The organism is Candidatus Shapirobacteria bacterium, from assembly GCA_041659325.1.
Taxonomy (GTDB): domain Bacteria; phylum Patescibacteriota; class Microgenomatia; order UBA12405; family UBA12405; genus JBAZYN01.
The window spans coordinates 119,702-141,242 of the sequence record JBAZYN010000003.1 but is presented as its reverse complement, the minus strand read 5'-3'; the positions used below and the strand labels follow the sequence as shown (position 1 = coordinate 141,242).

Here is a 21,541-nt window from a genome sequence, read left to right as displayed (position 1 = left end):
GGGTAATGGCCTACCAAGGCTATGACGGCTAACGGCTCTTAGCGGAGAGTCCGTCACAATGGGACTGAGACACGGCCCATACTTCTACGGAAGGCAGCAGTTAGGAATTTTGCGCAATGGACGAAAGTCTGACGCAGCGACATCGCGTGTAGGATGAAGGCCCTCGGGTCGTAAACTACTTTTATTTTCACATGAAGTGAAATTGAATAAGCAACTACTAACTACGTGCCAGCAGTCGCGGTAATACGTAGGTTGCGAGCGTTACCCGGATTTATTGGGCGTAAAGAGTCTGTAGGTGGTTTCCTAAGTCTTATTTTAAAGACTCCGACTCAATCGGAGAAAGGGGTAGGATACTAAGAAACTAGAGTTATATCGGGGTTACTGGAATTTGTAGTGTAGGGGTAAAATCCGTGGATACTACAAAGAACACCAAGCGCGAAGGCGGGTAACCAGGTATATACTGACACTCAGAGACGAAAGCTAGGGTAGCCAATCAGATTAGAGACCTGAGTAGTCCTAGCCGTAAACAATGTCTGTTAATTCTTCCACCTTCGGGTGAGGGGATGTAAGCTAACGCGTTAAACAGACCGCCTGGGGAGTATAGCCGCAAGGCCGAAACTCAAACGAATTGGCGGGGAGGCGCACAACCAGTGGAGCATGTGGTTCAATTCGATACGAAGCGATGAACCTTACCTGGGTTTGAAATGTACCTGCAGGGTCCCAGAAACGGGATCGGCCTTCGAGGGTGGTACACAGCTGTTGCATGGCTGTCGTCAGCTCGTGACGTGAGTTGTTCTCTTAAGTGAGGTAACGAGCGCAACCCCCATTCTGTGTTACTGTGTCACAGAAGACTGCCCAGCATTATTTTGTTGGGAGGAAGGAGGGGACGACGTCAAGTCATCATGATGCTTATATCCAGGGCTACACACATCCTACAATGGGTTGTACAGAGGGTCGCGAAGCCGCGAGGCGGAGCTAATCCTTAAAACAATCCTCAGTTGGGATTGCAGGCTGAAACTCGTCTGCATGAACTTGGAATTGGTAGTAATCGCAAATCAGCAGATTGCGGTGAATACGTTCTCGCCTCTTGCACACACTGCCCGTCAAATCAGCAAAGTTGAGGGTACCTAAAGTCTTACATTTTGTAGGACCAAGGTAAATTCAGCGATGAGGGTTAAGTCGTAACAAGGTATCCGTACTGGAAGGTGCGGATGGATCACCTCCTTTGAGGATATTCCTTTTGACGTAAGTCAAAAGCATTTCTCATCTTTCTGGCGCTATCAGTTCGGCTCTAAACAAAACAGGAAATTTTAAATTAAAAATCCCCGGGTAATCGGGGATTTTTTAATTACACTAACCCCCGGATACATCAAAGATTGTTCAATACCTAAGCAAAACTCAATTCCTACAAAATTTTTATTCCCAAGACCACCTCAATAATTTGAACCACCATATAGCTAATAAATACAATCACAAACCCAATCAACCCCGCGCTAATTCTCCCATAACCCGCCTTAACCTTATCCGGATTTCCCGCTGCCGTCATCAGCCCAATTCCTCCGGATATTAACATCAAAAGTAACCCCAGTCCCGCAAAAACATACACATACGGTAACAGAGCGCTTATCACATCCCCGGGGGTTTTACCCGTAAATTTCGTTGGATCGTTCGGAAGGTCGATAGGTGCTGGCATTAATTTATCCCGGGAATTCTTAAAATGTTAACTGCAAACAGTCTTAACAAAAATATGGAAAAAATACAAACCACCAATCCGGTAATTGCCGAAGAAACCGTCTCTTGCGCCCCCTGCATTTTTTTAGGATCACCTCCGGTTGTAGAGATTAAAATAAATCCGTAAATCATCAACAAAAACGCGATACCGCCGGCAATCCCAAAAACAAAAGTCAGCAACCACGTTGCAAAATCTCCGGTTTTAACCGGTACACAGCCCAAAGCGGTATTAATTTTTGGGTTAGCCGAATTGGCCTCAAAACCAGGACAAAAATTATCCGCTGCCAAAATCATTTCGGGTCTAAGCAAAAATACGGCCGACAATATCACCATAAACACAAAAACAACTCTTCCTCGGGTCATTAGATTAGTATACCAAATGTTACAATGAATCTGTGCTAATCAATTTCACAAAAAGGTTGATATTTTGTTTCATATTCTTGTTTCTGTCGCTAAACCTTGTCCCGCCAGTCTCCGCAAAAAGTACAGAAGAACTAACCAAAGAAATCGAAGACATTAGTAAACAAATCAGCGCCCTCGAAGGCGCTATCACTCCGCTAAAAAAGGAGTCCACCAATCTTCAATCCAGGATCAGTCAGGCCAAAAACCAAATTGCCCTTTCAGAGGCAAAAATGGTTGAACTGGGTCAAAAGTTAATAGACAGGGAAGCCGATTTGGAAATTCAAAAGCTACTTCTGGCACAAAGGGTCAGAAGATATTATATAAATTCCAAAAAATTTTCTCCCTTGCTTATTTTATTTTCCAGTGTCGAAGGCTCTGATTTGCTGCGCCAATATTCATGGTATCAATCGATAATCAATCAGGATAAAAATACAATATCCGAGTATGTTACCGACATAAATACTCTCAGTGATAACAAGGAAAAGCTAGAAATAGAAAAAATAAAACTGGCCAAAGTTAAAAAAGATCTTGAAACCCGTTTTGGCTTCCTTGCCGGTGAAATAAAAAAAGCCGAAGATTACAAAAAAGTATTGAGTCAAAGGCAGCAGAATCTTATTGCCGAAAAAACCGCCATGTTTAACACCTCGGTAGGGGATGTTTCTTCGTCAGACGATCCCGCTTCAAGGGCCGATTACAATCCCGGTTTTTCTCCTGCTTTTGCCGCCTTTTCCTTTGGTGCTCCGCATCGCAAAGGCATGAGCCAGTTCGGCGCGTTCGGCAGGTCAAAACAAGGCCAAAATTATGAAACGATTCTCAAAGCCTATTATGGCGATATCCGTATCGAGAAAATCGACACCAACGGTTCGATCAAAGCTACGGGTATAGGTACCATCCCCTTTGAAGACCGGTATCTTGTCGGTATTGCCGAAATGCCGGCCAAATGGGGGAGCGAAGGCGGCATGGAAGCCCTAAAAGCCCAGGCAATTGCCGCCCGGACTTACGCCCTAAACTCCACCAACAATTTGTCCGGCTCCATCTGTATCACCGAAGCCTGCCAGGTTTACGCCAATTCACGCTACAACTCTCCGGGAGACTGGAAATCCGCCGTCGAAGCCACCCGTGGCCTGGTCGTCAAAAGCAACAAAACCGGTCGGGTTTTTTCCACCATGTATGCTTCTACCGCCGGTGGTGCCATCAATAGCTACACCACCGCTGACCATTCCACTCCCCAAGTTTGGGATACAAAATGCGGAAATCAAGGCTGCTGGCCTGGTGACTCATACGAAAAAATTGCCGGTTCCTCCTGGTATTACAAAGGTTGGTACAAAACCCGCTCAAATCAAGCCTGTGGCCGTTCCCACCCTTGGCTTACAAACGATGAGTTTTCCGATATTATCAACGCAGTTTTATTTTATACAAAAACTAAAGAAACTACCCATTTATCCCAGGAAAACACAGGGGGCTGTTTTGGTGGGAAAGACCCCGACGCCTGGTCCCGCGACGAGCTCCGTCGCCAGGTCCAGGACAAGGGTGGCCCGGTATCTTCCGTTAACTCCGTAAATGTCGATTACTCCACCGGCGGTTATACCCAAAATGTTCACGTCAGCACCGACAAGGGCACCTTCGATTTCAACGGGGCAGATTTCAAGGAAATTTTCACCCTCCGCGCCCCCGGAGCCATTACCCTCAAGTCATCTTTATTTAATATTGAAAAAAAATAATTGCGCTGTTTTATAGTTCAAAGATATACATTTATATCAAAATGCTGTAAAATAAAACCATGTCAGATATAGAAACAGGTCGTCTGCCGGGCGTTGAGGAAACCATTGCCGCCCTTGCTGCCCGCAGCAGTGGCCAAAAATTAACCCAACCGCAGATAGCGATTCTGAGAACCGTAGATGCTTTTACAGCAGCCTCCCGACCTAATGCTAGAAGGGCCTTCCCTTCCGGCATTTATACTCCCAAACCACCCGAATCCGATCCCCAGGGATAAATTAGCCACAATCATCCTTCTTCAATTATTTTCTTAATTTCTTCCGGCGCCAGAGTTCCGTCAATAAATTCTATCTTCAAACTTTTTGCCGTCCTTTCAATCTTTTTAGCATATTCAACCACCGCTTTTTTTTGATATTCGGTTTTTCCCATCGGGTTAATTCTGTCCTTTTTATCAAGTCGTTCAATCAATATTCCCGGCTCCACTTTTAAAAAATATACTTTGTCAAACATATCCACCATTTCAAAAATATTGCCCGATAATCCGAACAACCATACCTTGTTATTTTCTTTCAAATATTCTCTCAGAAAATTTTTATCCCACAAAAATTGATGGTTATCCAGAAAATCTTTACCTGCTCCTATGGGAAAAGCCACTTTTTGCCCTTTTCCGTCATACCATCCGTGAAGACCTTCAATCAAATCGGCATCTACCGCATTAACTCTCGATAGTCTTAATTTCTTAGCCACAAAACTTTTTCCCGACCCCGATGCTCCGATTACCAAAATTTTTTTCTTTTTCATTCTCACTGATAATTTAATTATAATGATTTTATCAATCATATTTTAAATTTTTAAATTTTAAATTTGAAAATTCTTATTTATGCCTTCTCCAACCAGTGGGGGACCAACATTTCCCGCCGCGTCCTCCTCGAGCTCCAAAAATTATTAGAAAAAGAAAATGTGCCCTGTCAAGGGAAAGGTGGTGCGGAGCACCAAAGGGTTTATTCTATTATCAACTTTCATCCTCGCGATTTTTACAAAAAATATATCGAACATAATAGTTACTCACTAATCATTGGTCTTGGCGATGCCTATGGATATACAGGCAAGATAAAGATAGAAACTCAGGCCAAAAATGCCTATAACGAAAAGCCAATCTATCCCTTCGCCCCAATTCTTATTGACCTCAATATTCCCATTATTGATAACCTCAACTCTGATTATTTCAAAATCAGTTCCAGCATGGGCACCTACAACTGCAACTGGATTGCTTTCAGCACCCAACTTTATCTCAATCAAAATAATTTAAACACTCACCATCTCTTTCTCCACCTTCCCCCAAAATCAAACGCTTCTGTTCTTACCCAGCGCATAGTCGATTTACTCGGCGACAATCAAACAATTTCCACCTCCTAATGTTCTCCCTTGTCAAAGGGAGAATTAAAGAGGGATTTTAATGTTCTTGGCTCCCTTGCCTGCCCGTCCGGAAGGAGGGTCAAAGACCATGCCTACCGCCTTAACCTCCGACGTTCCGATAACCAAAGTTTTTAACCTCTCCATCTCAAAGTATTTTAAATCAACGATTCAAATATATATTTTCCGAAACGTAAAATTTTTCTATTCTGGCTTAGCCAAAAACAATCCTATAACATCTTGCGAACTTATTATATTAGTAGTAAAATTCACCAAAGTACACACTTCTTATATACATAACCATAAAAAATGCCTACCAATACTGCAGAAAGAAGAGGACATTCTCCAACGGTTTTGAGAATGATAGCTCAGGCGGAAGAACGGTATAAGGAATACAGAGCTAGTCACCCCCCCGCTCACCCGGCAAACGCCGCAACCGCCATCCCTCCGGATAGAAGGATTGCCGTTCTGCCGCAAAAGGCACCTGCCGAGAAAGCCACCCCGCGCATGGTGACAGCTCTCCCGAAAACTACTCCAGACGCTCCGCCACCAATTACTCTTGAAGGCTATACCCGTCTACTTGAGCAAGATGCTGACCATTTCATAGACGGATATCGCCTTTGTCTCACAGATCCGAACTTACTAAATAGGTACGAAGAAGACCACCGTTTCCAGCCAATTACAGAGGCGCTACCTCCTTCTATGCTTCAATTTATGTCGATTGACATTGGTACCCTAGTTAAGGTTAGTTCAGCCAAAGCCCCCCAAGTATTGATGTTTCCTTTTGGGGGTCTTTCTCCCTTAGAATTATCTCAACAATTAGCCGCCCGGCAAAATCCTGTCGTAGCGATTATGGATATACAAATTGCCATAACCCCCACAGTAACGGCCAATGGGGTAGTAAATCCGGTCCAACTAAGCCCCTTAGCGCCGGTTCTCCCTAAATGCTCAGTGGCTGGACTGTCCTTTCCTCTTAACGCCCAACATTTAAAACCACTATACAACACAGTTGTCTCCGAGTTTGCCGCCTGTGTTGGGGCACTAACTTCTCACGGGCCGACAAACGAATTTATGGAAGCCGCCACTCAGTCCGCCTCAAGCGGAAGCAATTTCCGCAGGGATGTTGTGACCGCCTGGGCGCATCATTACCACCACGGAAAATACCCCCACTCGTTTTTTGATGAATCGCAAGCCAGGGATCAAGATAGATGGGCCCTAGACAGAATGCTTGCCGTAGTAGGCAAAGCTACCGATGACTGGGAAAGTCAACAGAAGCAAAGAGCCGATCGCCTGAAGGCGGATGGTCATCCGGGTCACGCTGCCCTACTTACCAGTCTAACCGGTATTACAGTCAGATGTGCCAATACCTGGCCTGAAAGGGCCGCGGCAGTTTATGCCACACCAAGGGAGCGTTATATCAAAGACGACTGGGGTCTTCCCCACCGTGTCACCTTTTAGCCAATCACCTATTAAATTTCGACAACTTAGTATAATTTAATTAGCCAGTCTTCAAAATGTTACAATAACTCATGCCACGCGCAAAAGATTTAGATGCAATCGCCCCCGATGATTTATCCGTCGAAGCTTCAGCGAAGTCGGACCCATCTCCCGTCAGCCCTCCACCAACCACTACTACTACTATCCTAAAGCCCTCCGAGTCTCCCAAAAAAAAGAAACCCAAAATTGTCCCTTCCGCTTCAGCTCCGATCCATCCTCCGCAGTCCCAAACACCACCACCCACACGTAATTCACCGCCACCATCCTCGGAATCCGATAAATCCGCCAACATGAAATTCCGCCAAAAAATATATGAATTAATCCAGGGGAAAACTACTAGCCCCCTCTCTTCCTTTCTGGCTCGCCCCAAAGTGTTTACTTTCGATACCCGCGACGACGAAGAGGAAATAATTCTTGTTTTACGCCGTCACTGGTTTACCAACGTTAAATGGATCATCATCTGCCTCTTTATGTTATTAGCCCCATTTCTCCTGTCTTTTATCCCCTTACTTAGTTTTTTCCCGGGCCGGTACCAGACCGTTTTTGTTCTTTTTTGGTACTTAGTCACTTTCGCTATCGCCTTTGAAAGTTTTCTCTCCTGGTATTTCAACGTTTTTATTATCACCGAAGAAAGGGTAATCGATATTGATTTTTACAACATGTTGAGCAAGAAATTTTCCGAAGCCAAAATATCCATGATTCAGGATGTTACCTCCACTCAGGGTGGTGTCAGCCAAACCATTTTTAACTACGGTACCGTTCTTATCCAAACCGCCTCAGAAATTCCGGTTATTAGAGTCGAGCTAGTTCCCAACCCAGGTTTGGTCATAAAAGTCTTGCAGCAAATGAGAGGGGAAGAAGAGCAGGAAACCCTCGAAGGGAGGATAAAATAGTGTTACAAATCAATACCCTCATGCTTTTAGCCGGAAAATTATTCGCTATTCTGGGCACTATTTTATATTTCATTTTCTCTATTGTTATTGTCAAGCAGGTCACTTCCATGTCTAGCAATGTTTATGATAAATTCAATGCCATTTTAATTGCTTTTTCCTACTTACATCTGCTTTTTTCCATCCTCCTCATAATCCTCGCCATCGTTTTTCTTTAAATTTTCAGTCTTTTAACTTTTAGACTTTGAAACTTTGAGACTTTCGACTTTTCGACTTTGAAACTTTCAGACCTGCCTGCCGGCAGGCATGGCTTTTAGACTTTGAGACTTTTAGACTCTATACTAGAATAATGCATTTCATCTGTCGGTCATTTATCGGAAAACACAACGCCAACAATTGGGCCCAATTTTGGGAAAACGAATCAGATGATTTTTCAGTTGCCTCAAAAAGAGGCCACCTTTTCGGCCTCTTAAACATCTCAACTCCCGAAATCGACCCGGAAATTATCAAAACAGGTAAATCCATAATTTCCGAAATCAATCAATTTTATTATTCTTCCCCCCACGATCAAGTCGATGCCTCGCTTCAGTATTGTTTAGAGTCGGTGGCCAAAAGCTCTTTGTCGGATATCATCACCGATCTAGTTCTCGTCATTGTCCATCAGGATACCCTACATACGGGTGTTTGCAAATCAGGAGTTTGCACTCTCAGTCGGGGTCAGCAAATCAGCCGGTTACTGGACATCAACGATTTCAATACCAAAATAATTTCCGGCAAAATTACCTCCGGCGACAAAGTCCTTCTTTCTACCAAAATATTTCAGCAAAAAATAACCTGGGAAAAAATCAAAAATATAATTTCCGACACCAAAATTCAAAATATCGAAGAAAATTTTCTCTCCGAGCTTTATTCTTTGGACGACCAGTCAGGTGCCTCGGCCGTTATAGTTCAAATCATTTCAGACGATGAAAATACCATCCCCTCTCTTCCCGAAGTTACCGCCAAACCCCCCGTCGACAACCCGCCCCCGTCCCCAAAAGTATTCCCTCAAGTCAAATCGGGTTTCACCCCTAAAAGAATTAACCCCGGCTTTTTTAAAAAGTTTTTCTCGCCCAAGCCAATTTTTGTCTCTAGTCAGGAAAGTAGTGTCAAAAAGCACCGCACCAAAATCAACAATATCGTCGCCGTTTTTATATTAATCGCCCTCGGCGCCGGTTCGTACTATGGATTTGTCCAAAACCGCCAAAAATCACAGGAAGCCCAGTATCAGCAATTAAAAACCGAGATAGAATCCCGGATTGCCAATTCTCTTGCCGTAAAAAACATGAATCTCGAAGATGCCATCAAGGAAGCCAGAAACGCCCAGTCGATTTTGGACAAAATTTCTGCCCTAAAAATCCACCCTCAGGAGGTTGAAAAATATAAACAGGACATCACTCAAATTCTCTCCCAATCTGGTTCTGCCTCAGAGTACAAACCCGAGTTTTACGCCGACAATGGCGTTATTGTCGACAGCCCCCAGTATTCCCGTATGTTGCTAAGCAGAGATTCTTTGTTGATTATTGACTCAGCCGCCAGTCGGGTAGACAGTGTCGAAATCCCCGACAGAAACAATTCCGTCTTTTCACAGGACAAAGATATCAACAAAGGATTGGCTTTTGCTGTAAGTGAAGGCAAATTATTTTCCCTTACCGAAACCGGTGTTTTTCAAATAACCAAAACCGGCTCACCGGAAGTGCTCGCTTTCTCGAAAATCACCACCTCTCCGAAACCGACCAAACCCGTTAGCCTTTATTTCTGGACTAACGCTCTTTATCTTCTTGATCCGGCCAATTCTTCTATTTGGAAATCAACCCCCGCCGATTCGGTTTTTGGGCCGCCACAGTCATGGCTCAAAGCAGGGGAGTCCCTCGATAGTGATTCAACAAATCTCGCCATCAATGGCAAGGTTTGGGTTTTATCAGCTTCCGGTCGTCTCACCGCCTACACTCGTGGTGTCAAAGAAAATTTTGCCCTCCAATCTGTTTCCGCCCTCACCAAAACCGCCCATTTAAATATCGGTACCGATTCCGAAACCATAGTCTTTTCCGACAACGACAATATCGTCTATGTCTACGACAAAACAGGTAAATACAAAAGTAGTTACAACTACGGTGACCTCAAAATCCTCGACCTGGTTTTTTATGAAAAAACCAATCAAATTTTTGTCCTCTGCTCCGACCAAAAAATCTACAAAATTTCTCTCTAACCCGTCATGGCGCCTGCCCGTTTACCCGCCTTTGGAGGGCCTGTGGTGGGAGTTCCGAGCTAGTTTATCCTGAGCCAGTCGAAGGACTTGCCCTGAGCATGTCGAAGGGTGGCAATCTTTTACTTGTTTATCCCTATATTTTTTATCACTCCAATCTGTAATAGTAATCCACGATTCCTTCAGCCAGAACTTCATCTGAGCTAATCATCTTGTTCCCTAGTGCTTCGTAGTTAATCGCCAATGGAAGCTCAGTACATCCGAGTATTATTGCCTCACTCCCTCTTTTAAAAAGATTATTCAATGCTCCGATATATTCCTGTTTTTTACGAAATTCTTTTTTGCCCGCTAGCACTTCACGGATAATGCTGTCAGCAATTTTAACTTCATTTCCAGTCGGCGAAATTAGTTCAATGCCGTTCTTTTCCAGTTCTTTGTCATACAATCTCGATTTAACTAAAACCGGTGTTCCCAACAGGCCAACTTTACTAAAGCCCTGTTTTACGCAATTTTGAGCCACCAATTCAATCATCGACATAAACTGAATTTCGGTACTTTTTCTCAATTCCTCAAGTAATATGTGAACCGTATTACTGCCAATACACAGTCTTGTCGCCCCCGCCCTTGTCAGGGATCGGGCCGATTCGGTTAGCATTACTTTGGCAATTTCTATTTGATTTGTATCAGATATAAAATCTGGCACAGGCACGCTTTCAATCAAAATCTGCGGATAATCATTGTTGTTTTTAGCCCCGTATTTAATCTGAGAAAAATTAATTATTTTTTCAAAGATAAATTGAGTCGCTTGTGGGCCGACCCCGCCGATAATGCCGATCTTTTTCGTATTCTTCATCTGTTCAATATAATTATATATTCTTAAATCTGCCGTTTTTTAGCTCTCTCGAGCCCCGGGTAACAGTTGCTATCCCCACTCTTAATTTATCGGCTATTTTGCGTTGAGGCACCCCTTCTTTTAATAGTCTTACTATGCTTAACCTGCTTGATATTTCACCAAGCTCACCGGAGGTCAAAAGCCCTTTTAGCAGATCAAACATTTCGCTTTCAGTTTTTGTGCTAAGCAGGGTTTTTATTAGTTCTTTTATATCTTTATTTTTCATATATCAGTACTAACAAGCTAGTACACTGATACAGTGTAACACGATCGGTCATTCGGTGCAACACCCTCCCAAATCTCTCTCTAACCCGTCATTGCGAGGAGTCCTCGATGTTAATCAGGACGACGTGGCAATCTTTACAAATTTATCTCCGTATTTTTTGCCCAAACTAAGATATTTACCTGGCGTCTTTTACATAGGACAAAATATTTTTATCCATCTTTTTATCAGAAGATTTTCTCAAAGATTTTACCGACCCCTTAAGTGACAGAAAATTTCTAGTCGGACTAACATGCTTTTTATATTCTCTATCCAAAATACTCATTATCAATTTGTCGTGATACGTTCCATCTTTAAAAACATGTTCTCTCAAAATGCCATCTTTTTTAAACCCGCATTTTATATAACATCCAATCGCTCTCTCGTTTTCTACCCAAACATCCAAAAATATTTTGATTAATTTTAAATCCTCGAAACAATATTTTAAAATTGTTTTAACAGTATCAGTCCCGAATCCTTTCCCCCAACAATTTTTATTACCAATAGTCAGGCCAATTTCTGCGTGTTTATTTTTTAGATCAATCGAGCTTATTCCTACATCTCCAATTAGCTTCGAAGAGATTTTGTCGTGTATTCCAAAACTAATACTTTTAGAATCTATCTCACTAAAATCCCAAGGCTCCGTATATTTAGAAACTTCAGGATCTTTATTCCAATCAATAATTTGTATTTTTTCCTCAGACTTTAGTGGTTCAAGAAAAACTAAATCACCGGAAATTCTATTAGTTCCCATATCTTCATTTTATCAAATCAAAAATCTACAAAATCTCTCTCTAAAGTTCCGAAATTTTTTCCACAAACTCAATCGGGTATTTTACGAAAGAAGTTTTTCCGCTCAGCGGCCAGGCCCCCTGAACCCTGTTACATGGATTTCCACCACCTTCGGGCTATGTGGTCTAATTACCGTACGCCCTCTCATTTCATGGTGTCCATCTACCAATTTCGCTGTAATATAGCCACATCCTCTGGTATTAAACATACCCACGGCATCGGTTCCAACACCTTCGGACAAATTCGCCCCGTCAGTACCGGATTGATGAGGTATCCTCTGATTGTTCAATGTGTCGCTTTCTGTCACCCAATCTTCACCCGTCGAAATTACAGATGTTTCGTCGTTTATGCCCATATTACTCAACGCCCTTCCTGCCGCTACCCTGGTGTTTCCCATATCCCCTCCACGCTGGTTTCCTGGGTCTTCACCTATCTCTTGCCCCATAAAATGGGCCAATTGGCTTACCGCTTGGAAGTATCCCTCGCCATCCCCACGTGTTTCTGCCTCTCTCGCTTGAGAAATTAATCTTCCGTATTCTTCGTCCACCCTCACCGTCTCAATCGTTGTCCCTCCACCGGGGACACTCCTGCCTACTCTCGTTGTCCTTTCGCCAAACTTAACTCTAAATACTGCTTTGTCAAAATAACCCCTACCCGACTGCGAACCCAAAACTAACTCCTCTCTTCCGGGTGGCCTGATAGGGTCTTTAAGACCAACGGGCTCCCAACTCACACGCAAAGCATCTTTAACCATACTCCCTCAGTATATCATGTCACTCTCACCCGTTTCCAGCAACGTCTCTCAAGCTCTAATCCTCCCGTTTCTGCTTCTTTATATATTTAAGTATTTTTTGGTTTGAGTCAAAAGCCACCGTCTCGAGTTCTGATATAGGCATCCACACAACTTCTGAATTTTCTTCAGTATTTAGTTTGATATCCCCCAAAAGGTTGGCGTAATAAGCAATGTTTATCACCGGGAACTCATAATCATGATAGCTGGCTGTTCCGGCAAAATACCCCAAAAATTTAAGATCACTTTCAACTCCCAACTCTTCTTTTAGCTCTCTCTTCAAGGCCTCTTCGGGTGTCTCGTTTTTTTGTAAATAACCACCGGCAAAATCCCACTCTCCCGCAAAAGGATTTTCATTTCTTTTTAATACCAAAATTTTACCATCCCTGATTATAACGGCCGTCACAGTTGGCTTCGGATTTTCAAATTTACATAGCTCGCAATCACACTTTTTCATCTCAAAAAGAATACCACAAAAGTTCCTACGTCACTATCTCAGTCGTACTCAGTTCTTCCAGTTTTGCCACTAGTTCTTCCTTGGTATAAGCAGAAGTATCTATTTGTTTCTCCTCAAAGGTTCTCAATCCCTCAATAATTCTTCTGGCAAAAATTGCCTCGTCCCTTCTCAAACCACTTATCCTTATATCATTTTTGGTAAAAGTTTTTGAAACCACCACCAACTGAGCAAAAAACGGGGTCATATTAATAAGTATATTGGAAATATCCTTAATATCCACGCTATGCACTTGGGACGAAAAAAAATAATTACGAATAATTATGGTAATTCTTCCCTCCTCAATATTGAGGGTGTCGGGAAACAAATCAATTGGGAGCCTATGGGTAGAAATCGAGGCCAATATCCGGTTTGATTTTTTTACCAAGCCTGATACCACTTCGGCCTCTTCCTGTTTTTCCAAAACATCAATCTCCTGCTGTGAAGGCAGTTTCTGAGGTCCGACAGTCGTCTCTATATTTTGTCTTGCCACTTTTTTATCCCAAAATACCCAAGCCGATAAGCCCCACGATTATCAGATAGGCCGCGATTAGATAGTTAATAATTCTTGGGAACACCAATATTAATATCCCAAATACCAACGAAGTCAAAGGACTTAAGTTTGTAAAAGATAGGTTCATATATTTTTACCTTTAGCCCAATAATCGGACTACAAAAATGATAACTGCAACAACCAAAAGTAGGTGGATTAACCCTCCTCCCAAGTGGAGAGAAAATCCTCCCAACCACGAAAGAATTAGAAGCACTACGATTATGTCCAATAATCCCATATTTTTTTCTCCTCAATTATTAACTTTAAGATTCCAGTTTTTCGCCCGAGGAAATTCTCACTAATTTCACAAATCCCCAAGCCAAAATTACATAAACGACCATCGCCACCAAAACTGACGGCTCCAAAACAGATGTCACTTCTGCCCCCTCAGCATACGCCCGGCGAAATATCCCTTCAAAGGGCAAGACAAACAACCCGGTGATAAAGTAAATCACCCTGACAAAACTGCTAGCCAGACTGGCTCCGGCCAACTTAAAAATAAGCCGAAATCCCAACAGAACTTCAATAACTCCCAGGAAGAAGTAGATCATGTACTCGATCATCTCCCGGTTAGATGCCCCTGTTTTTACCTGGGTGGTCAAAATCGGTTCACTACTGTCTCCATCCGCTATCACCGGAGTGGCAATAGTTGGTCCGGGTATACTATTACTACTATTTCTTCCTGTCGTAATGGTTTCTTTGATTATTTTTGTCATAATTTTTTAACCTCCTGAATTACTTTTTCTTTTACCTCCGATTTTCTATCCGATGCCTGTTTTTTCACCTCATCCAAATATTCCACTGTCTTGTCTTTTGCCGATGCCAGTCCGGCTTTTATTTTGTCGCGGTTTTTTTTATTGCTCATAACCATTGAAGTTGCCACCGCTACTCCTCCCACCACCGCTCCGGCAATTCCGGCCACAATAGGGTTAACTCCGTTTGTATTTTTTACCTCTCTTTTCTTTTGTACATCTGTCATATTTATTTTTAAATGGTTATTTTATTAAATTATTAAATTGTTCTAAGGGCTATCTATTTCGGATTAACCGGCCAATATATATAACTACTATGGCCCCGACTACGGCCACAATTAGGCTGTTAACATTAAAGCCTGTTACGCCCGGTTGCCCCACCGTCCCTGTCAAATATCCTCCCACCACCGCTCCGACTATCCCCAAAATTATGTCCGACAAAGTGCCCTGACTATAATTAGTCTTCATAATAACGGAGGCAATATAGCCTGCCAACCCTCCAAAGATTATCCAAAGTAAAATACCCATATTTTTTAAAAAATTAATAACTATTTAAATTCTAAATTTATTCGCTCAAAGAAATATAAATTATGTGTAAGAAATTAGTAAAATCACAAAATTTATATTCTTATTCTGCCGGTTGGACATTAACATCAATTTTATCCGGGACATTAATTTGCGCAGCCGGTACATTTACCTCAATTGGCCCCATCCGCCTAATCGCCGGAAGACCAAAGTAAACAAATAACAAGCCCAGTCCTACCAAAACCAAAACACCGATCAAAAATCCGCTACCGCTATTGTCAGCTGCCGGAGTCGGACTATTTACTATAGTTGTCATATTTATTCACCAACCTTTTTGTAAATTTTTATAGATTTATATCAACTTATAATTCGATTTTTTTAATTATTGTAACTTTTGGTAAATATTGAGTTAACGCCTTTTCCACCAGGTTAGACAAAGTCAGCTCTTCCACTACTGCCTCCGCTCTGGCATGTTTGGCCACCGAGTGGTTAATAAACAAAGTTATCCTTTGCCTTGTAGTAGTTGTCATATCTGAAGTACTAGAAGTCTACCGTTAATTGATGTGATACACAGTAACGCCCACTACAACTTCCATGTGATCTACATAACAAATTTATTATTAACTTCCGTCGTCCTGTCCCTTCACCAACTCTTCGCCACCATCAGCCAATTTACCTTCGTCGATATTACGATTTCGAATTATCTGTTAATAACTCGGATTCTAATTTATCCATGTCTTTAAACACCATGGCATGATCAATATATTTAACAAAGCCATCTTTTTCCAATTTCGCCATTTCAATACTGGCTGTCTCTCTCGCCACCCCCACCAAAGTAGCTATATCCTGCTGGGTAAAGCGGTGGTTAACTATAATCCCCTTATCCCGTACTTCTCCAAAATGCTTTGCTATATAAATCAGGACTGAAATCACCCGGCGGTGGGCATCGCTAAAAACTAAATGTTCAATCCGCATCAGTGATTCGGCATAATCCTCAATTAATTCACTCAACAATTCAAAAATAATCGTTGGTTTGTCTTTGATAAAATTGACCACCTGGTCCCGTGGCGCCCGCCCGACTTCGACCGGAGTTAAAGCTTCAAAAAAATATACATTGGGTGTGCCGTTAACCGCCCATACCATAGGAAAATACGAGATAGGCTTAAGGATATGGAGCGTAAGCTCAAAGCCGGCCTTAGAAATCGTGTATTGTCGGACATATCCTTTTTTTAAACAAAAAATGCCCTGTGGGTCGTCATCAGCCCGGATAAGCATTTCTCCCTTTTTGTAATCACGGACCGTAAATTGTTTATAAAACTCCTCAAAGGCCTTTGTTTTATCGGTATGCAACTTTACCTCCTATCAACCCAATATACATAAGTATACCAAAAAATATTCGGGAGATAATTTTCCGGGGATTATTAGTTTATTGGCGGTGTCGAAATTAGTGACCAGATGTTGTACAAAAGACTATGCCTAGGTACTTTAAACGGCCAATTCGGCAACCCGTTTCTTTTAATAGGGGACCGGAAATCTATTTTACCCGACATCAAAGAAATCTTGGCCCCTGCTTTGGTACTTTTCATATAAGTGCCGAATTGAGACGGGATAGAATTAACTAATAGATATTTATTTTGGTTAATTACCTACTTAAATTAACTGTTGTTTATTAGGGTTAATTACCCGTCTCAATTCAGACTAAGAAAAGTATGGACTAATCAATGTTAGTATTCTGTAACTTGGGAATATTTTTTTTAGTAACTTGTATTACCAAAATCATGCAATACAATAAACGCCCTACTTCCTCTTTCCCCAGCCGCCAAAAACGTCTCTGACATCTATCCCAAAATAAGCCAATGCCGATAACAAAAAAAATGTCGCCGTCCCCTCATCCAAATTCCCCACAAACGGCACCGCATCAGGAATAAGCTCAAATATCCCAAATCCCGGATTCAGAAGGTACAATCCCGACACCACTCCAATAGTCGCCATCGTTAATTTCTTCATCTGCATTAATTATATTACTCAAATGTATCACACGCCGACACCGTCCCCGATTCATACCCTTTAGTAAACCAGGAAACGCGCTGTTCAGACGAGCCGTGAGTCCAATTTTCCGGGCTAATCCGCCCGGTTACCTTTTCCTGAATCCGGTCGTCTCCTACTGTTGCTGCCGCATCCATCGCCTCAGATATTTCCCCGGGTGACAAAACATCCAAATCCCTAATCGAATTTGCCCACAATCCGGCAAAACAATCCGCCTGGAGTTCCAGTTTTATACTCAAATCATTAGCGCTCTCTCCCCTCAGTTGTATTTCCCCGGTTTTCGCGTCAATTAGACCCATTTGATTTTGCGCGTGATGCCCCACTTCATGGGAAATAATGTAAGCTTCCGCCACATCTCCTCCTCTGGCCCCATATTGTTGGGTTAATTCATCAAAAAAAGTCTCGTCCAAATAAATAGTCTCATCCGAAAAACAGTAATGTGGCCCCACCTGTGAATTAGCCACCCCGCACGCCGATTCGGTGGAGTTGCGGAATAGTACCAATCTCGGGGGAACATAGGGTTCTTGGGTCTTCTCAAACACCTTCTCCCACATCTCATTATTAGACCCCAAAACAGTCGAAGCAAATACCTCATAACTGTCCGCTCCCTCAAAGTCTTGTCTCTCAAGATTCTCCTGGTCCTCTACCTGGCCACCTCCCAACTGATCAATAGGGATATCAACCTGGCCGTTTGTTAGTAAACTAATCAGAAGATAAATGATGATCCCGGTTACACTCAGACCTCCGGCCACCGCCGGGCCCCACGACCGTCTGTCTTCAACATTACCTCTGCTTGATATTTTTTCCCAGTCAGCCATATATTTATATACTAACTTAATAATAACAAAACAACTTGCCTCCTCCATCCCACCGCGGGTTTCAACTGTGATCTTTCAATACCTCATCAATCAAGATGACCTGATTTTTCCGAAGTAGCGGCAGTTTATCCTGGGCAAAAAATCCGTACTCCTCGACTTCTTTAGTCGGGACAAAATCCCCGCCGATCAACACCCCAAAATAACAAATATCCAATCGGGGGCTTTCCCGGTCAGTTCGGATTTTCAAAGACTCGTCCACCGAAACCACCAGTCCTGATTCTTCCCTGATTTCTCTCTCCAGTGCCTCGCGCGGGTGTTCACCCGATTTAAGGTACCCCCCCGGCAAGCTCCAGGCATGTGATCGGTAAGTATGTTTTAGTAAAAGGATTTCCTTTTTCTCATTAAAAATAATTCCCGTCACTCCCACCAAAAACCGGTCGTTTAGTAACCGCATAAAAAACAGTTGGGACTCTTTCGGAAGATGCAGGGCTTTATAAATCTTCCCCAAAAGGTTTTTCATAGCGCATCTGTGTCAGTCGGTACCGGGTTTTTATCATTTTTTTGTTTTTCGTTTTCCAGTTCCAGCTGATGCACCTGTTTGGTCAATTCCAAAATTTCTTCCTTGTATTTTTTTATTTCATTGTCTTTCCCGCGCAGGACCAAAGATCTGGAAATGCTATTGATCAAATAAACCAGATAGGACAAAACTAGCCCAAAAACCATCGACCCTACGATTACATAAAACAGGGGAACATCCGCAATCACATACCACCCCAGGTTAACCGTTACCGGCATAAAGTTAAATCTGGAAATATAAACCAAAAGCGAGCCCAAGATCAAAAGCAAGATTAATATCAGCATAAGAATTTCAACGTAACATCTCTAACACCCTCATTATACGCCTGTTTATTAACTAAATGTAAAAACCTGCCAAATTTCATCTTCCGAATCGTACGAGCTCATCCTCAACCCATTCCCCGCTCCAGGGCTTGTTCCGAGAAGGATCGGCAAGTTTGACCTTAGCCAGGGCCACATCGTTTGCCCCCATTGATCTGATAGACCATACACGCTCTTTTAACCAGGGTAAATTATTATCATGTAATGCCGTAGGATCGGGTAAGTGATCAGTAATCAGAATTAGTCGCTTATCACCCTTCCCCGTGCCTTTACCAGAAACATTCAGTGTAATTTGGCGTTGAATTTCTCTCTCTAAATTCGGATTCTTTCCTAATAACTCTGGAGTACAGTCGGTTACCACAATGGTTCTTTCCGGCTGTGCCAGTATCAGGCCGTCAAGAACCTGTCTCTGCGTAAGACTAGTATACTCTCGCACGGCTTCGACAAGAATAGGTACCAATTTTTCTCGGTCTGTACTCCTTAGCCCTGAAGTGCAAACAATAGCCACTTTCTGACTGCTGTGTTCAACGGCATGCGCAAAGGCCTTCTTTATATTCCCTCTCCTTTCCTCCTTTACTTCTTCCGCAGACCCACGCCGTTCGGGAACGGCACCCGTAGTCCCGGATATTCTACTAAGCCAATTTTCTAAACCCTCCTTAAGTATTCTACCCATATGCGAAATATATCACATTTTTTAGAAAAATTAAAAAATGGACTAAAATAATTACCCCTTTCTACAAAAAGATTTATTTTTCTCCCGTCGATCCAAATTTGCCCCTGTCTTTGTCCTCAAGCTTATTCACTTCGGTTATTTCTACTTTTTCGACCTTAGAAATCATCATCTGGGCAATTCGGGTACCTTTTTCAATAGTTACCTCTTTGTCGGTAAAATTCAGCGCCGGGAAAAGATACTCATTATTGTCACCTCTGAAGTCCCAGTCACCAATTCCAATTCCGTGAACCGGCATAATCCCAAATTTGTGGGTAGATCCTCGCGCGGCAATCATCACCCAATACCCCTTTGGAATACTCAAAGCCACGTTTAACGGAATAAATCCGACCGTATGTGGCAAAATTTTTGTTTCCGTCCTGGAATACAAATCCAAACAAGCCGCCCCCTCGGTCTTATACAGGGGTAGGGGAATATTCTTATCAAATCTTTTTATTTTTATCTTCATCTTTCGATTATATCCTACCTACTTATCCTTCACCTCTTCACTTGATCCGTTTCCGAATCTTGTCATTGCGATCCGCCAACTGGCGGAGTGTCAATCTTTACGGCAAGAAACACGAGATCACCTCATTCTCTCTATTCAGTTACGATGATGAGCATTGCCCCTCCTTTCCTCAAAGGAGGGGATGGGGGTAGATTTAAATGAGGGGGCCAGCAGCTTTATCTAAATCATACACTTTATCCCTGATTCTCCCCCGCAATTTGATTCCCCCCCTTTGCCCACCAAAACTACAAAAACCACCGCCAACAAAACCAAAAGTAAAAATATCCAAATTTTCTTTTTCTTCAATCTACAATAATTTTATCAAATCAATATTTCGGTCAGAAAAACCCAATCTTTCGTAAAGTTTATGGGATAAATGATTTGGGGCAAAAACTTCAATATGAATAGTATTGCAACCTTTTTGTTTCAAATAAGTTTCCAGATGCTGCATTAGCGTAGTGCCGATTCCTTGCCTTCGGTATTGGCTGGAAACGAATAATTCTGAAACCCTTCCCGGTTTATGCGGCAGCACCTCCATCAAATCTTCCGGGCTCAATGTTTCAATCACCGCCACCCCCGTCCCCACAATTTTTTCATCAACTTCCGCCACCAAAAAAACTCCATCCTTATTTTTTAGGTCTTTTAACGTTTTATCAAGGTAATTTTTACCGTATTCTGCCTGTTTTACAACTCTTCCCATCGGGTCAAGTGTAGCCAAATAATCAATAAAATCTTCAAACATTTGGCATACAGCCCTGGAATCATTATCCTGATATGGTCTGATTTTTAATCCATTCACTATCCTGATTTTACCTCAAACCATTTCCCCAAAATACCCCACTATATAAAACCACTCTATACCGTCAATCTAAACATTATCTGAAGAGAAGCCCCCTCCTTTCTTCAAAGGAGGGGATAGGGGAAGATTTTGCTCCCTTGCCTGCCCGCCGATAGGAGGGTCAAGGGGAGCTCCCGAAAGGGTGTGGGGTTTTGAAGTCTCCCTTGTCAAAGGGAGATTTAGAGGGATTTGGCGTGCATTGTTTCCCCTCTTTCTCTCGTCTATCCGTACCCTAAGCTAAGTAGGGTTAAGGAGAGAAGGCTAGGTTTTAGTATGAGATAATTTCAATATCCAATCCTTTATAACTTTCTACTTCCCTCATGCGTCATTTTAATCGCGATTCACTCGACTACAAGTTTGTCGAAAAATTTGAAGCGGGCCTGGTTCTCACCGGCTCCGACGTCAAGTCGCTGCGCACCCAAACCGTCCAGTTTGCCAGCTCAAAAGTCGAAATCAAAAATGGTCAGCCGGTTTTGATCAACCTTCAAATCCCGCTTTACAAATTTTCCCAGGGCCAGGTTGTCGACACCACTCACGACCGCTCGCTTCTTTTATCCGAAAAAGAAATTGCCAAACTACAAAGCTACCGCAATCAAAAATACATGCTCATTCCCATCGCCATTTTCCTCAAAGGCCATTGGTTCAAAGTCGAAATCGGGGTCGGCCGCAAAGTCAAAAAATACGAAAAAAAAGCAAAACTCAAAGCCATAAGCGAGAAGCAAGAGGCCAATATTTAGACTCCACCCAAACCACCGCCTAATCAACGTCGTCC

Annotated in this window: 33 protein-coding genes and 1 rRNA gene; 9 read left to right on the top strand and 25 right to left on the bottom strand. The window is 42.6% G+C overall.

Features of this window, described 5'->3' with window-relative positions:
- Positions 1-1,227: ribosomal RNA gene (locus WC841_05650) — 16S ribosomal RNA — on the top strand; the annotation flags it as partial.
- Between the two features lie 178 nt (positions 1,228-1,405).
- Here the strand turns inward: WC841_05650 and WC841_05645 are convergent.
- Together WC841_05645 and WC841_05640 are read right to left on the bottom strand one after the other, a co-directional pair.
- Positions 1,406-1,693: a hypothetical protein gene (locus tag WC841_05645; GenBank protein MFA5828809.1), complete on the bottom strand. Its 288-nt coding sequence runs from the start codon at positions 1,691-1,693 to the stop codon at positions 1,406-1,408.
- On the bottom strand, positions 1,693-2,094 hold the full coding sequence (locus WC841_05640) for a hypothetical protein (GenBank protein MFA5828808.1): 402 nt from the start codon (positions 2,092-2,094) through the stop codon (positions 1,693-1,695). Before WC841_05640 ends, WC841_05645 begins: the two co-directional genes overlap by 1 nt.
- A 32-nt stretch (positions 2,095-2,126) precedes the next feature.
- Here WC841_05640 and WC841_05635 point away from each other — a divergent pair, with 32 nt between their 5' ends.
- Together WC841_05635 and WC841_05630 are read left to right on the top strand one after the other, a co-directional pair.
- A complete protein-coding gene (locus WC841_05635; protein ID MFA5828807.1) occupies positions 2,127-3,854 on the top strand; it encodes a SpoIID/LytB domain-containing protein in 1,728 nt (575 codons plus the stop codon).
- 59 nt (positions 3,855-3,913) lie between these two features.
- Positions 3,914-4,126: a hypothetical protein gene (locus tag WC841_05630; GenBank protein ID MFA5828806.1), complete on the top strand. Its 213-nt coding sequence runs from the start codon at positions 3,914-3,916 to the stop codon at positions 4,124-4,126.
- A gap of 11 nt (positions 4,127-4,137) precedes the next feature.
- Here the strand turns inward: WC841_05630 and WC841_05625 are convergent, their stop codons facing one another.
- Positions 4,138-4,689, bottom strand: coding sequence for an AAA family ATPase (locus WC841_05625; GenBank protein ID MFA5828805.1), 552 nt, complete (start codon positions 4,687-4,689; stop codon positions 4,138-4,140).
- Between the two features lie 24 nt (positions 4,690-4,713).
- Between WC841_05625 and WC841_05620 the strand changes: the two genes are divergently transcribed.
- The 5 genes from WC841_05620 (at position 4,714) to WC841_05600 (ending at position 9,897) form a co-directional block, all read left to right on the top strand.
- Positions 4,714-5,265, top strand: a complete 552-nt coding sequence (locus tag WC841_05620) for a hypothetical protein (GenBank protein ID MFA5828804.1) — start codon at positions 4,714-4,716, stop codon at positions 5,263-5,265.
- 306 nt (positions 5,266-5,571) lie between these two features.
- Positions 5,572-6,720, top strand: coding sequence for a hypothetical protein (locus WC841_05615; GenBank protein ID MFA5828803.1), 1,149 nt, complete (start codon positions 5,572-5,574; stop codon positions 6,718-6,720).
- A gap of 71 nt (positions 6,721-6,791) precedes the next feature.
- A complete protein-coding gene (locus WC841_05610; protein MFA5828802.1) occupies positions 6,792-7,652 on the top strand; it encodes a hypothetical protein in 861 nt (286 codons plus the stop codon).
- Positions 7,652-7,867, top strand: coding sequence for a DUF5657 family protein (locus WC841_05605; GenBank protein ID MFA5828801.1), 216 nt, complete (start codon positions 7,652-7,654; stop codon positions 7,865-7,867). Before WC841_05610 ends, WC841_05605 begins: the two co-directional genes overlap by 1 nt.
- 131 nt (positions 7,868-7,998) lie before the next feature.
- Positions 7,999-9,897, top strand: a complete 1,899-nt coding sequence (locus WC841_05600) for a hypothetical protein (protein ID MFA5828800.1) — start codon at positions 7,999-8,001, stop codon at positions 9,895-9,897.
- A 145-nt stretch (positions 9,898-10,042) separates the two neighbouring features.
- Here WC841_05600 and WC841_05595 read toward each other — a convergent pair whose 3' ends face one another.
- The 22 genes from WC841_05595 to WC841_05490 all read right to left on the bottom strand — a co-directional run bounded on the left by WC841_05595 (position 10,043) and on the right by WC841_05490 (position 20,730).
- Positions 10,043-10,747 (bottom strand): amino acid racemase, encoded by a 705-nt coding sequence (locus WC841_05595; protein ID MFA5828799.1) that lies wholly within the window; start codon positions 10,745-10,747, stop codon positions 10,043-10,045.
- A gap of 13 nt (positions 10,748-10,760) precedes the next feature.
- Positions 10,761-11,012, bottom strand: coding sequence for a Trp family transcriptional regulator (locus WC841_05590; GenBank protein ID MFA5828798.1), 252 nt, complete (start codon positions 11,010-11,012; stop codon positions 10,761-10,763).
- Positions 11,013-11,187: 175 nt separating this feature from the next.
- Positions 11,188-11,802, bottom strand: coding sequence for a GNAT family protein (locus tag WC841_05585; GenBank protein ID MFA5828797.1), 615 nt, complete (start codon positions 11,800-11,802; stop codon positions 11,188-11,190).
- A gap of 102 nt (positions 11,803-11,904) precedes the next feature.
- Positions 11,905-12,594, bottom strand: coding sequence for a hypothetical protein (locus WC841_05580; protein MFA5828796.1), 690 nt, complete (start codon positions 12,592-12,594; stop codon positions 11,905-11,907).
- Positions 12,595-12,649: 55 nt separating this feature from the next.
- Positions 12,650-13,087 carry an NUDIX domain-containing protein gene (locus tag WC841_05575; protein ID MFA5828795.1) on the bottom strand — a complete coding sequence of 146 codons (438 nt, stop codon included), beginning with the start codon at positions 13,085-13,087 and terminating at the stop codon, positions 12,650-12,652.
- Between the two features lie 25 nt (positions 13,088-13,112).
- Complete coding sequence (locus WC841_05570) at positions 13,113-13,616, bottom strand: hypothetical protein (GenBank protein ID MFA5828794.1); 504 nt, start codon at positions 13,614-13,616, stop codon at positions 13,113-13,115.
- A gap of 4 nt (positions 13,617-13,620) precedes the next feature.
- Positions 13,621-13,764, bottom strand: a complete 144-nt coding sequence (locus WC841_05565) for a DUF3096 domain-containing protein (protein ID MFA5828793.1) — start codon at positions 13,762-13,764, stop codon at positions 13,621-13,623.
- A 12-nt stretch (positions 13,765-13,776) separates the two neighbouring features.
- Positions 13,777-13,914, bottom strand: coding sequence for a lmo0937 family membrane protein (locus tag WC841_05560; GenBank protein MFA5828792.1), 138 nt, complete (start codon positions 13,912-13,914; stop codon positions 13,777-13,779).
- 25 nt (positions 13,915-13,939) lie between these two features.
- On the bottom strand, positions 13,940-14,392 hold the full coding sequence (locus tag WC841_05555) for a hypothetical protein (GenBank protein ID MFA5828791.1): 453 nt from the start codon (positions 14,390-14,392) through the stop codon (positions 13,940-13,942).
- The gene (locus WC841_05550; protein ID MFA5828790.1) at positions 14,389-14,655 is read right to left on the bottom strand and encodes a hypothetical protein; all 267 of its coding nucleotides are present in this window, start codon (positions 14,653-14,655) and stop codon (positions 14,389-14,391) included. Before WC841_05550 ends, WC841_05555 begins: the two co-directional genes overlap by 4 nt.
- Positions 14,656-14,704: 49 nt before the next feature.
- On the bottom strand, positions 14,705-14,956 hold the full coding sequence (locus tag WC841_05545; protein MFA5828789.1) for a GlsB/YeaQ/YmgE family stress response membrane protein: 252 nt from the start codon (positions 14,954-14,956) through the stop codon (positions 14,705-14,707).
- Positions 14,957-15,056: 100 nt separating this feature from the next.
- Positions 15,057-15,269, bottom strand: coding sequence for a hypothetical protein (locus tag WC841_05540; protein MFA5828788.1), 213 nt, complete (start codon positions 15,267-15,269; stop codon positions 15,057-15,059).
- Positions 15,270-15,315: 46 nt separating this feature from the next.
- Positions 15,316-15,483 carry a hypothetical protein gene (locus WC841_05535; GenBank protein ID MFA5828787.1) on the bottom strand — a complete coding sequence of 56 codons (168 nt, stop codon included), beginning with the start codon at positions 15,481-15,483 and terminating at the stop codon, positions 15,316-15,318.
- 157 nt (positions 15,484-15,640) lie between these two features.
- Complete coding sequence (locus WC841_05530; GenBank protein ID MFA5828786.1) at positions 15,641-16,303, bottom strand: Crp/Fnr family transcriptional regulator; 663 nt, start codon at positions 16,301-16,303, stop codon at positions 15,641-15,643.
- A 447-nt stretch (positions 16,304-16,750) separates the two neighbouring features.
- Positions 16,751-16,960, bottom strand: coding sequence for a DUF1232 domain-containing protein (locus tag WC841_05525; protein ID MFA5828785.1), 210 nt, complete (start codon positions 16,958-16,960; stop codon positions 16,751-16,753).
- A 14-nt stretch (positions 16,961-16,974) separates the two neighbouring features.
- Positions 16,975-17,817, bottom strand: coding sequence for a neutral zinc metallopeptidase (locus WC841_05520; protein MFA5828784.1), 843 nt, complete (start codon positions 17,815-17,817; stop codon positions 16,975-16,977).
- Between the two features lie 61 nt (positions 17,818-17,878).
- On the bottom strand, positions 17,879-18,337 hold the full coding sequence (locus WC841_05515) for an NUDIX domain-containing protein (protein ID MFA5828783.1): 459 nt from the start codon (positions 18,335-18,337) through the stop codon (positions 17,879-17,881).
- Positions 18,334-18,678 (bottom strand): LapA family protein, encoded by a 345-nt coding sequence (locus tag WC841_05510; GenBank protein MFA5828782.1) that lies wholly within the window; start codon positions 18,676-18,678, stop codon positions 18,334-18,336. Before WC841_05510 ends, WC841_05515 begins: the two co-directional genes overlap by 4 nt.
- Before the next feature lie 76 nt (positions 18,679-18,754).
- A complete protein-coding gene (locus WC841_05505; protein ID MFA5828781.1) occupies positions 18,755-19,387 on the bottom strand; it encodes a hypothetical protein in 633 nt (210 codons plus the stop codon).
- Positions 19,388-19,460: 73 nt separating this feature from the next.
- A complete protein-coding gene (locus WC841_05500) occupies positions 19,461-19,892 on the bottom strand; it encodes a dUTP diphosphatase (GenBank protein MFA5828780.1) in 432 nt (143 codons plus the stop codon).
- Between the two features lie 219 nt (positions 19,893-20,111).
- Positions 20,112-20,237, bottom strand: coding sequence for a hypothetical protein (locus tag WC841_05495; GenBank protein ID MFA5828779.1), 126 nt, complete (start codon positions 20,235-20,237; stop codon positions 20,112-20,114).
- Between the two features lies 1 nt (position 20,238).
- Positions 20,239-20,730: a GNAT family N-acetyltransferase gene (locus tag WC841_05490; protein ID MFA5828778.1), complete on the bottom strand. Its 492-nt coding sequence runs from the start codon at positions 20,728-20,730 to the stop codon at positions 20,239-20,241.
- A gap of 359 nt (positions 20,731-21,089) precedes the next feature.
- Here WC841_05490 and WC841_05485 point away from each other — a divergent pair, with 359 nt between their 5' ends.
- Positions 21,090-21,506 (top strand): SsrA-binding protein, encoded by a 417-nt coding sequence (locus WC841_05485; GenBank protein ID MFA5828777.1) that lies wholly within the window; start codon positions 21,090-21,092, stop codon positions 21,504-21,506.
- Positions 21,507-21,541 lie beyond the last annotated feature (35 nt).

Coding starts and splice junctions, on each gene's coding strand:
- WC841_05645 (MFA5828809.1), bottom strand. CDS start 1,693: ATGCCAGCACCTATCGACCTTCCGAACGATCCAACGAAATTTACGGGT.
- WC841_05640 (MFA5828808.1), bottom strand. CDS start 2,094: ATGACCCGAGGAAGAGTTGTTTTTGTGTTTATGGTGATATTGTCGGCC.
- WC841_05630 (MFA5828806.1), top strand. CDS start 3,914: ATGTCAGATATAGAAACAGGTCGTCTGCCGGGCGTTGAGGAAACCATT.
- WC841_05625 (MFA5828805.1), bottom strand. CDS start 4,689: ATGATTGATAAAATCATTATAATTAAATTATCAGTGAGAATGAAAAAG.
- WC841_05615 (MFA5828803.1), top strand. CDS start 5,572: ATGCCTACCAATACTGCAGAAAGAAGAGGACATTCTCCAACGGTTTTG.
- WC841_05610 (MFA5828802.1), top strand. CDS start 6,792: ATGCCACGCGCAAAAGATTTAGATGCAATCGCCCCCGATGATTTATCC.
- WC841_05600 (MFA5828800.1), top strand. CDS start 7,999: ATGCATTTCATCTGTCGGTCATTTATCGGAAAACACAACGCCAACAAT.
- WC841_05595 (MFA5828799.1), bottom strand. CDS start 10,747: ATGAAGAATACGAAAAAGATCGGCATTATCGGCGGGGTCGGCCCACAA.
- WC841_05590 (MFA5828798.1), bottom strand. CDS start 11,012: ATGAAAAATAAAGATATAAAAGAACTAATAAAAACCCTGCTTAGCACA.
- WC841_05585 (MFA5828797.1), bottom strand. CDS start 11,802: ATGGGAACTAATAGAATTTCCGGTGATTTAGTTTTTCTTGAACCACTA.
- WC841_05580 (MFA5828796.1), bottom strand. CDS start 12,594: ATGGTTAAAGATGCTTTGCGTGTGAGTTGGGAGCCCGTTGGTCTTAAA.
- WC841_05575 (MFA5828795.1), bottom strand. CDS start 13,087: ATGAAAAAGTGTGATTGCGAGCTATGTAAATTTGAAAATCCGAAGCCA.
- WC841_05565 (MFA5828793.1), bottom strand. CDS start 13,764: ATGAACCTATCTTTTACAAACTTAAGTCCTTTGACTTCGTTGGTATTT.
- WC841_05560 (MFA5828792.1), bottom strand. CDS start 13,914: ATGGGATTATTGGACATAATCGTAGTGCTTCTAATTCTTTCGTGGTTG.
- WC841_05555 (MFA5828791.1), bottom strand. CDS start 14,392: ATGACAAAAATAATCAAAGAAACCATTACGACAGGAAGAAATAGTAGT.
- WC841_05550 (MFA5828790.1), bottom strand. CDS start 14,655: ATGACAGATGTACAAAAGAAAAGAGAGGTAAAAAATACAAACGGAGTT.
- WC841_05545 (MFA5828789.1), bottom strand. CDS start 14,956: ATGGGTATTTTACTTTGGATAATCTTTGGAGGGTTGGCAGGCTATATT.
- WC841_05540 (MFA5828788.1), bottom strand. CDS start 15,269: ATGACAACTATAGTAAATAGTCCGACTCCGGCAGCTGACAATAGCGGT.
- WC841_05535 (MFA5828787.1), bottom strand. CDS start 15,483: ATGACAACTACTACAAGGCAAAGGATAACTTTGTTTATTAACCACTCG.
- WC841_05525 (MFA5828785.1), bottom strand. CDS start 16,960: ATGAAGAAATTAACGATGGCGACTATTGGAGTGGTGTCGGGATTGTAC.
- WC841_05520 (MFA5828784.1), bottom strand. CDS start 17,817: ATGGCTGACTGGGAAAAAATATCAAGCAGAGGTAATGTTGAAGACAGA.
- WC841_05515 (MFA5828783.1), bottom strand. CDS start 18,337: ATGAAAAACCTTTTGGGGAAGATTTATAAAGCCCTGCATCTTCCGAAA.
- WC841_05510 (MFA5828782.1), bottom strand. CDS start 18,678: ATGCTGATATTAATCTTGCTTTTGATCTTGGGCTCGCTTTTGGTTTAT.
- WC841_05505 (MFA5828781.1), bottom strand. CDS start 19,387: ATGGGTAGAATACTTAAGGAGGGTTTAGAAAATTGGCTTAGTAGAATA.
- WC841_05500 (MFA5828780.1), bottom strand. CDS start 19,892: ATGAAGATAAAAATAAAAAGATTTGATAAGAATATTCCCCTACCCCTG.
- WC841_05485 (MFA5828777.1), top strand. CDS start 21,090: ATGCGTCATTTTAATCGCGATTCACTCGACTACAAGTTTGTCGAAAAA.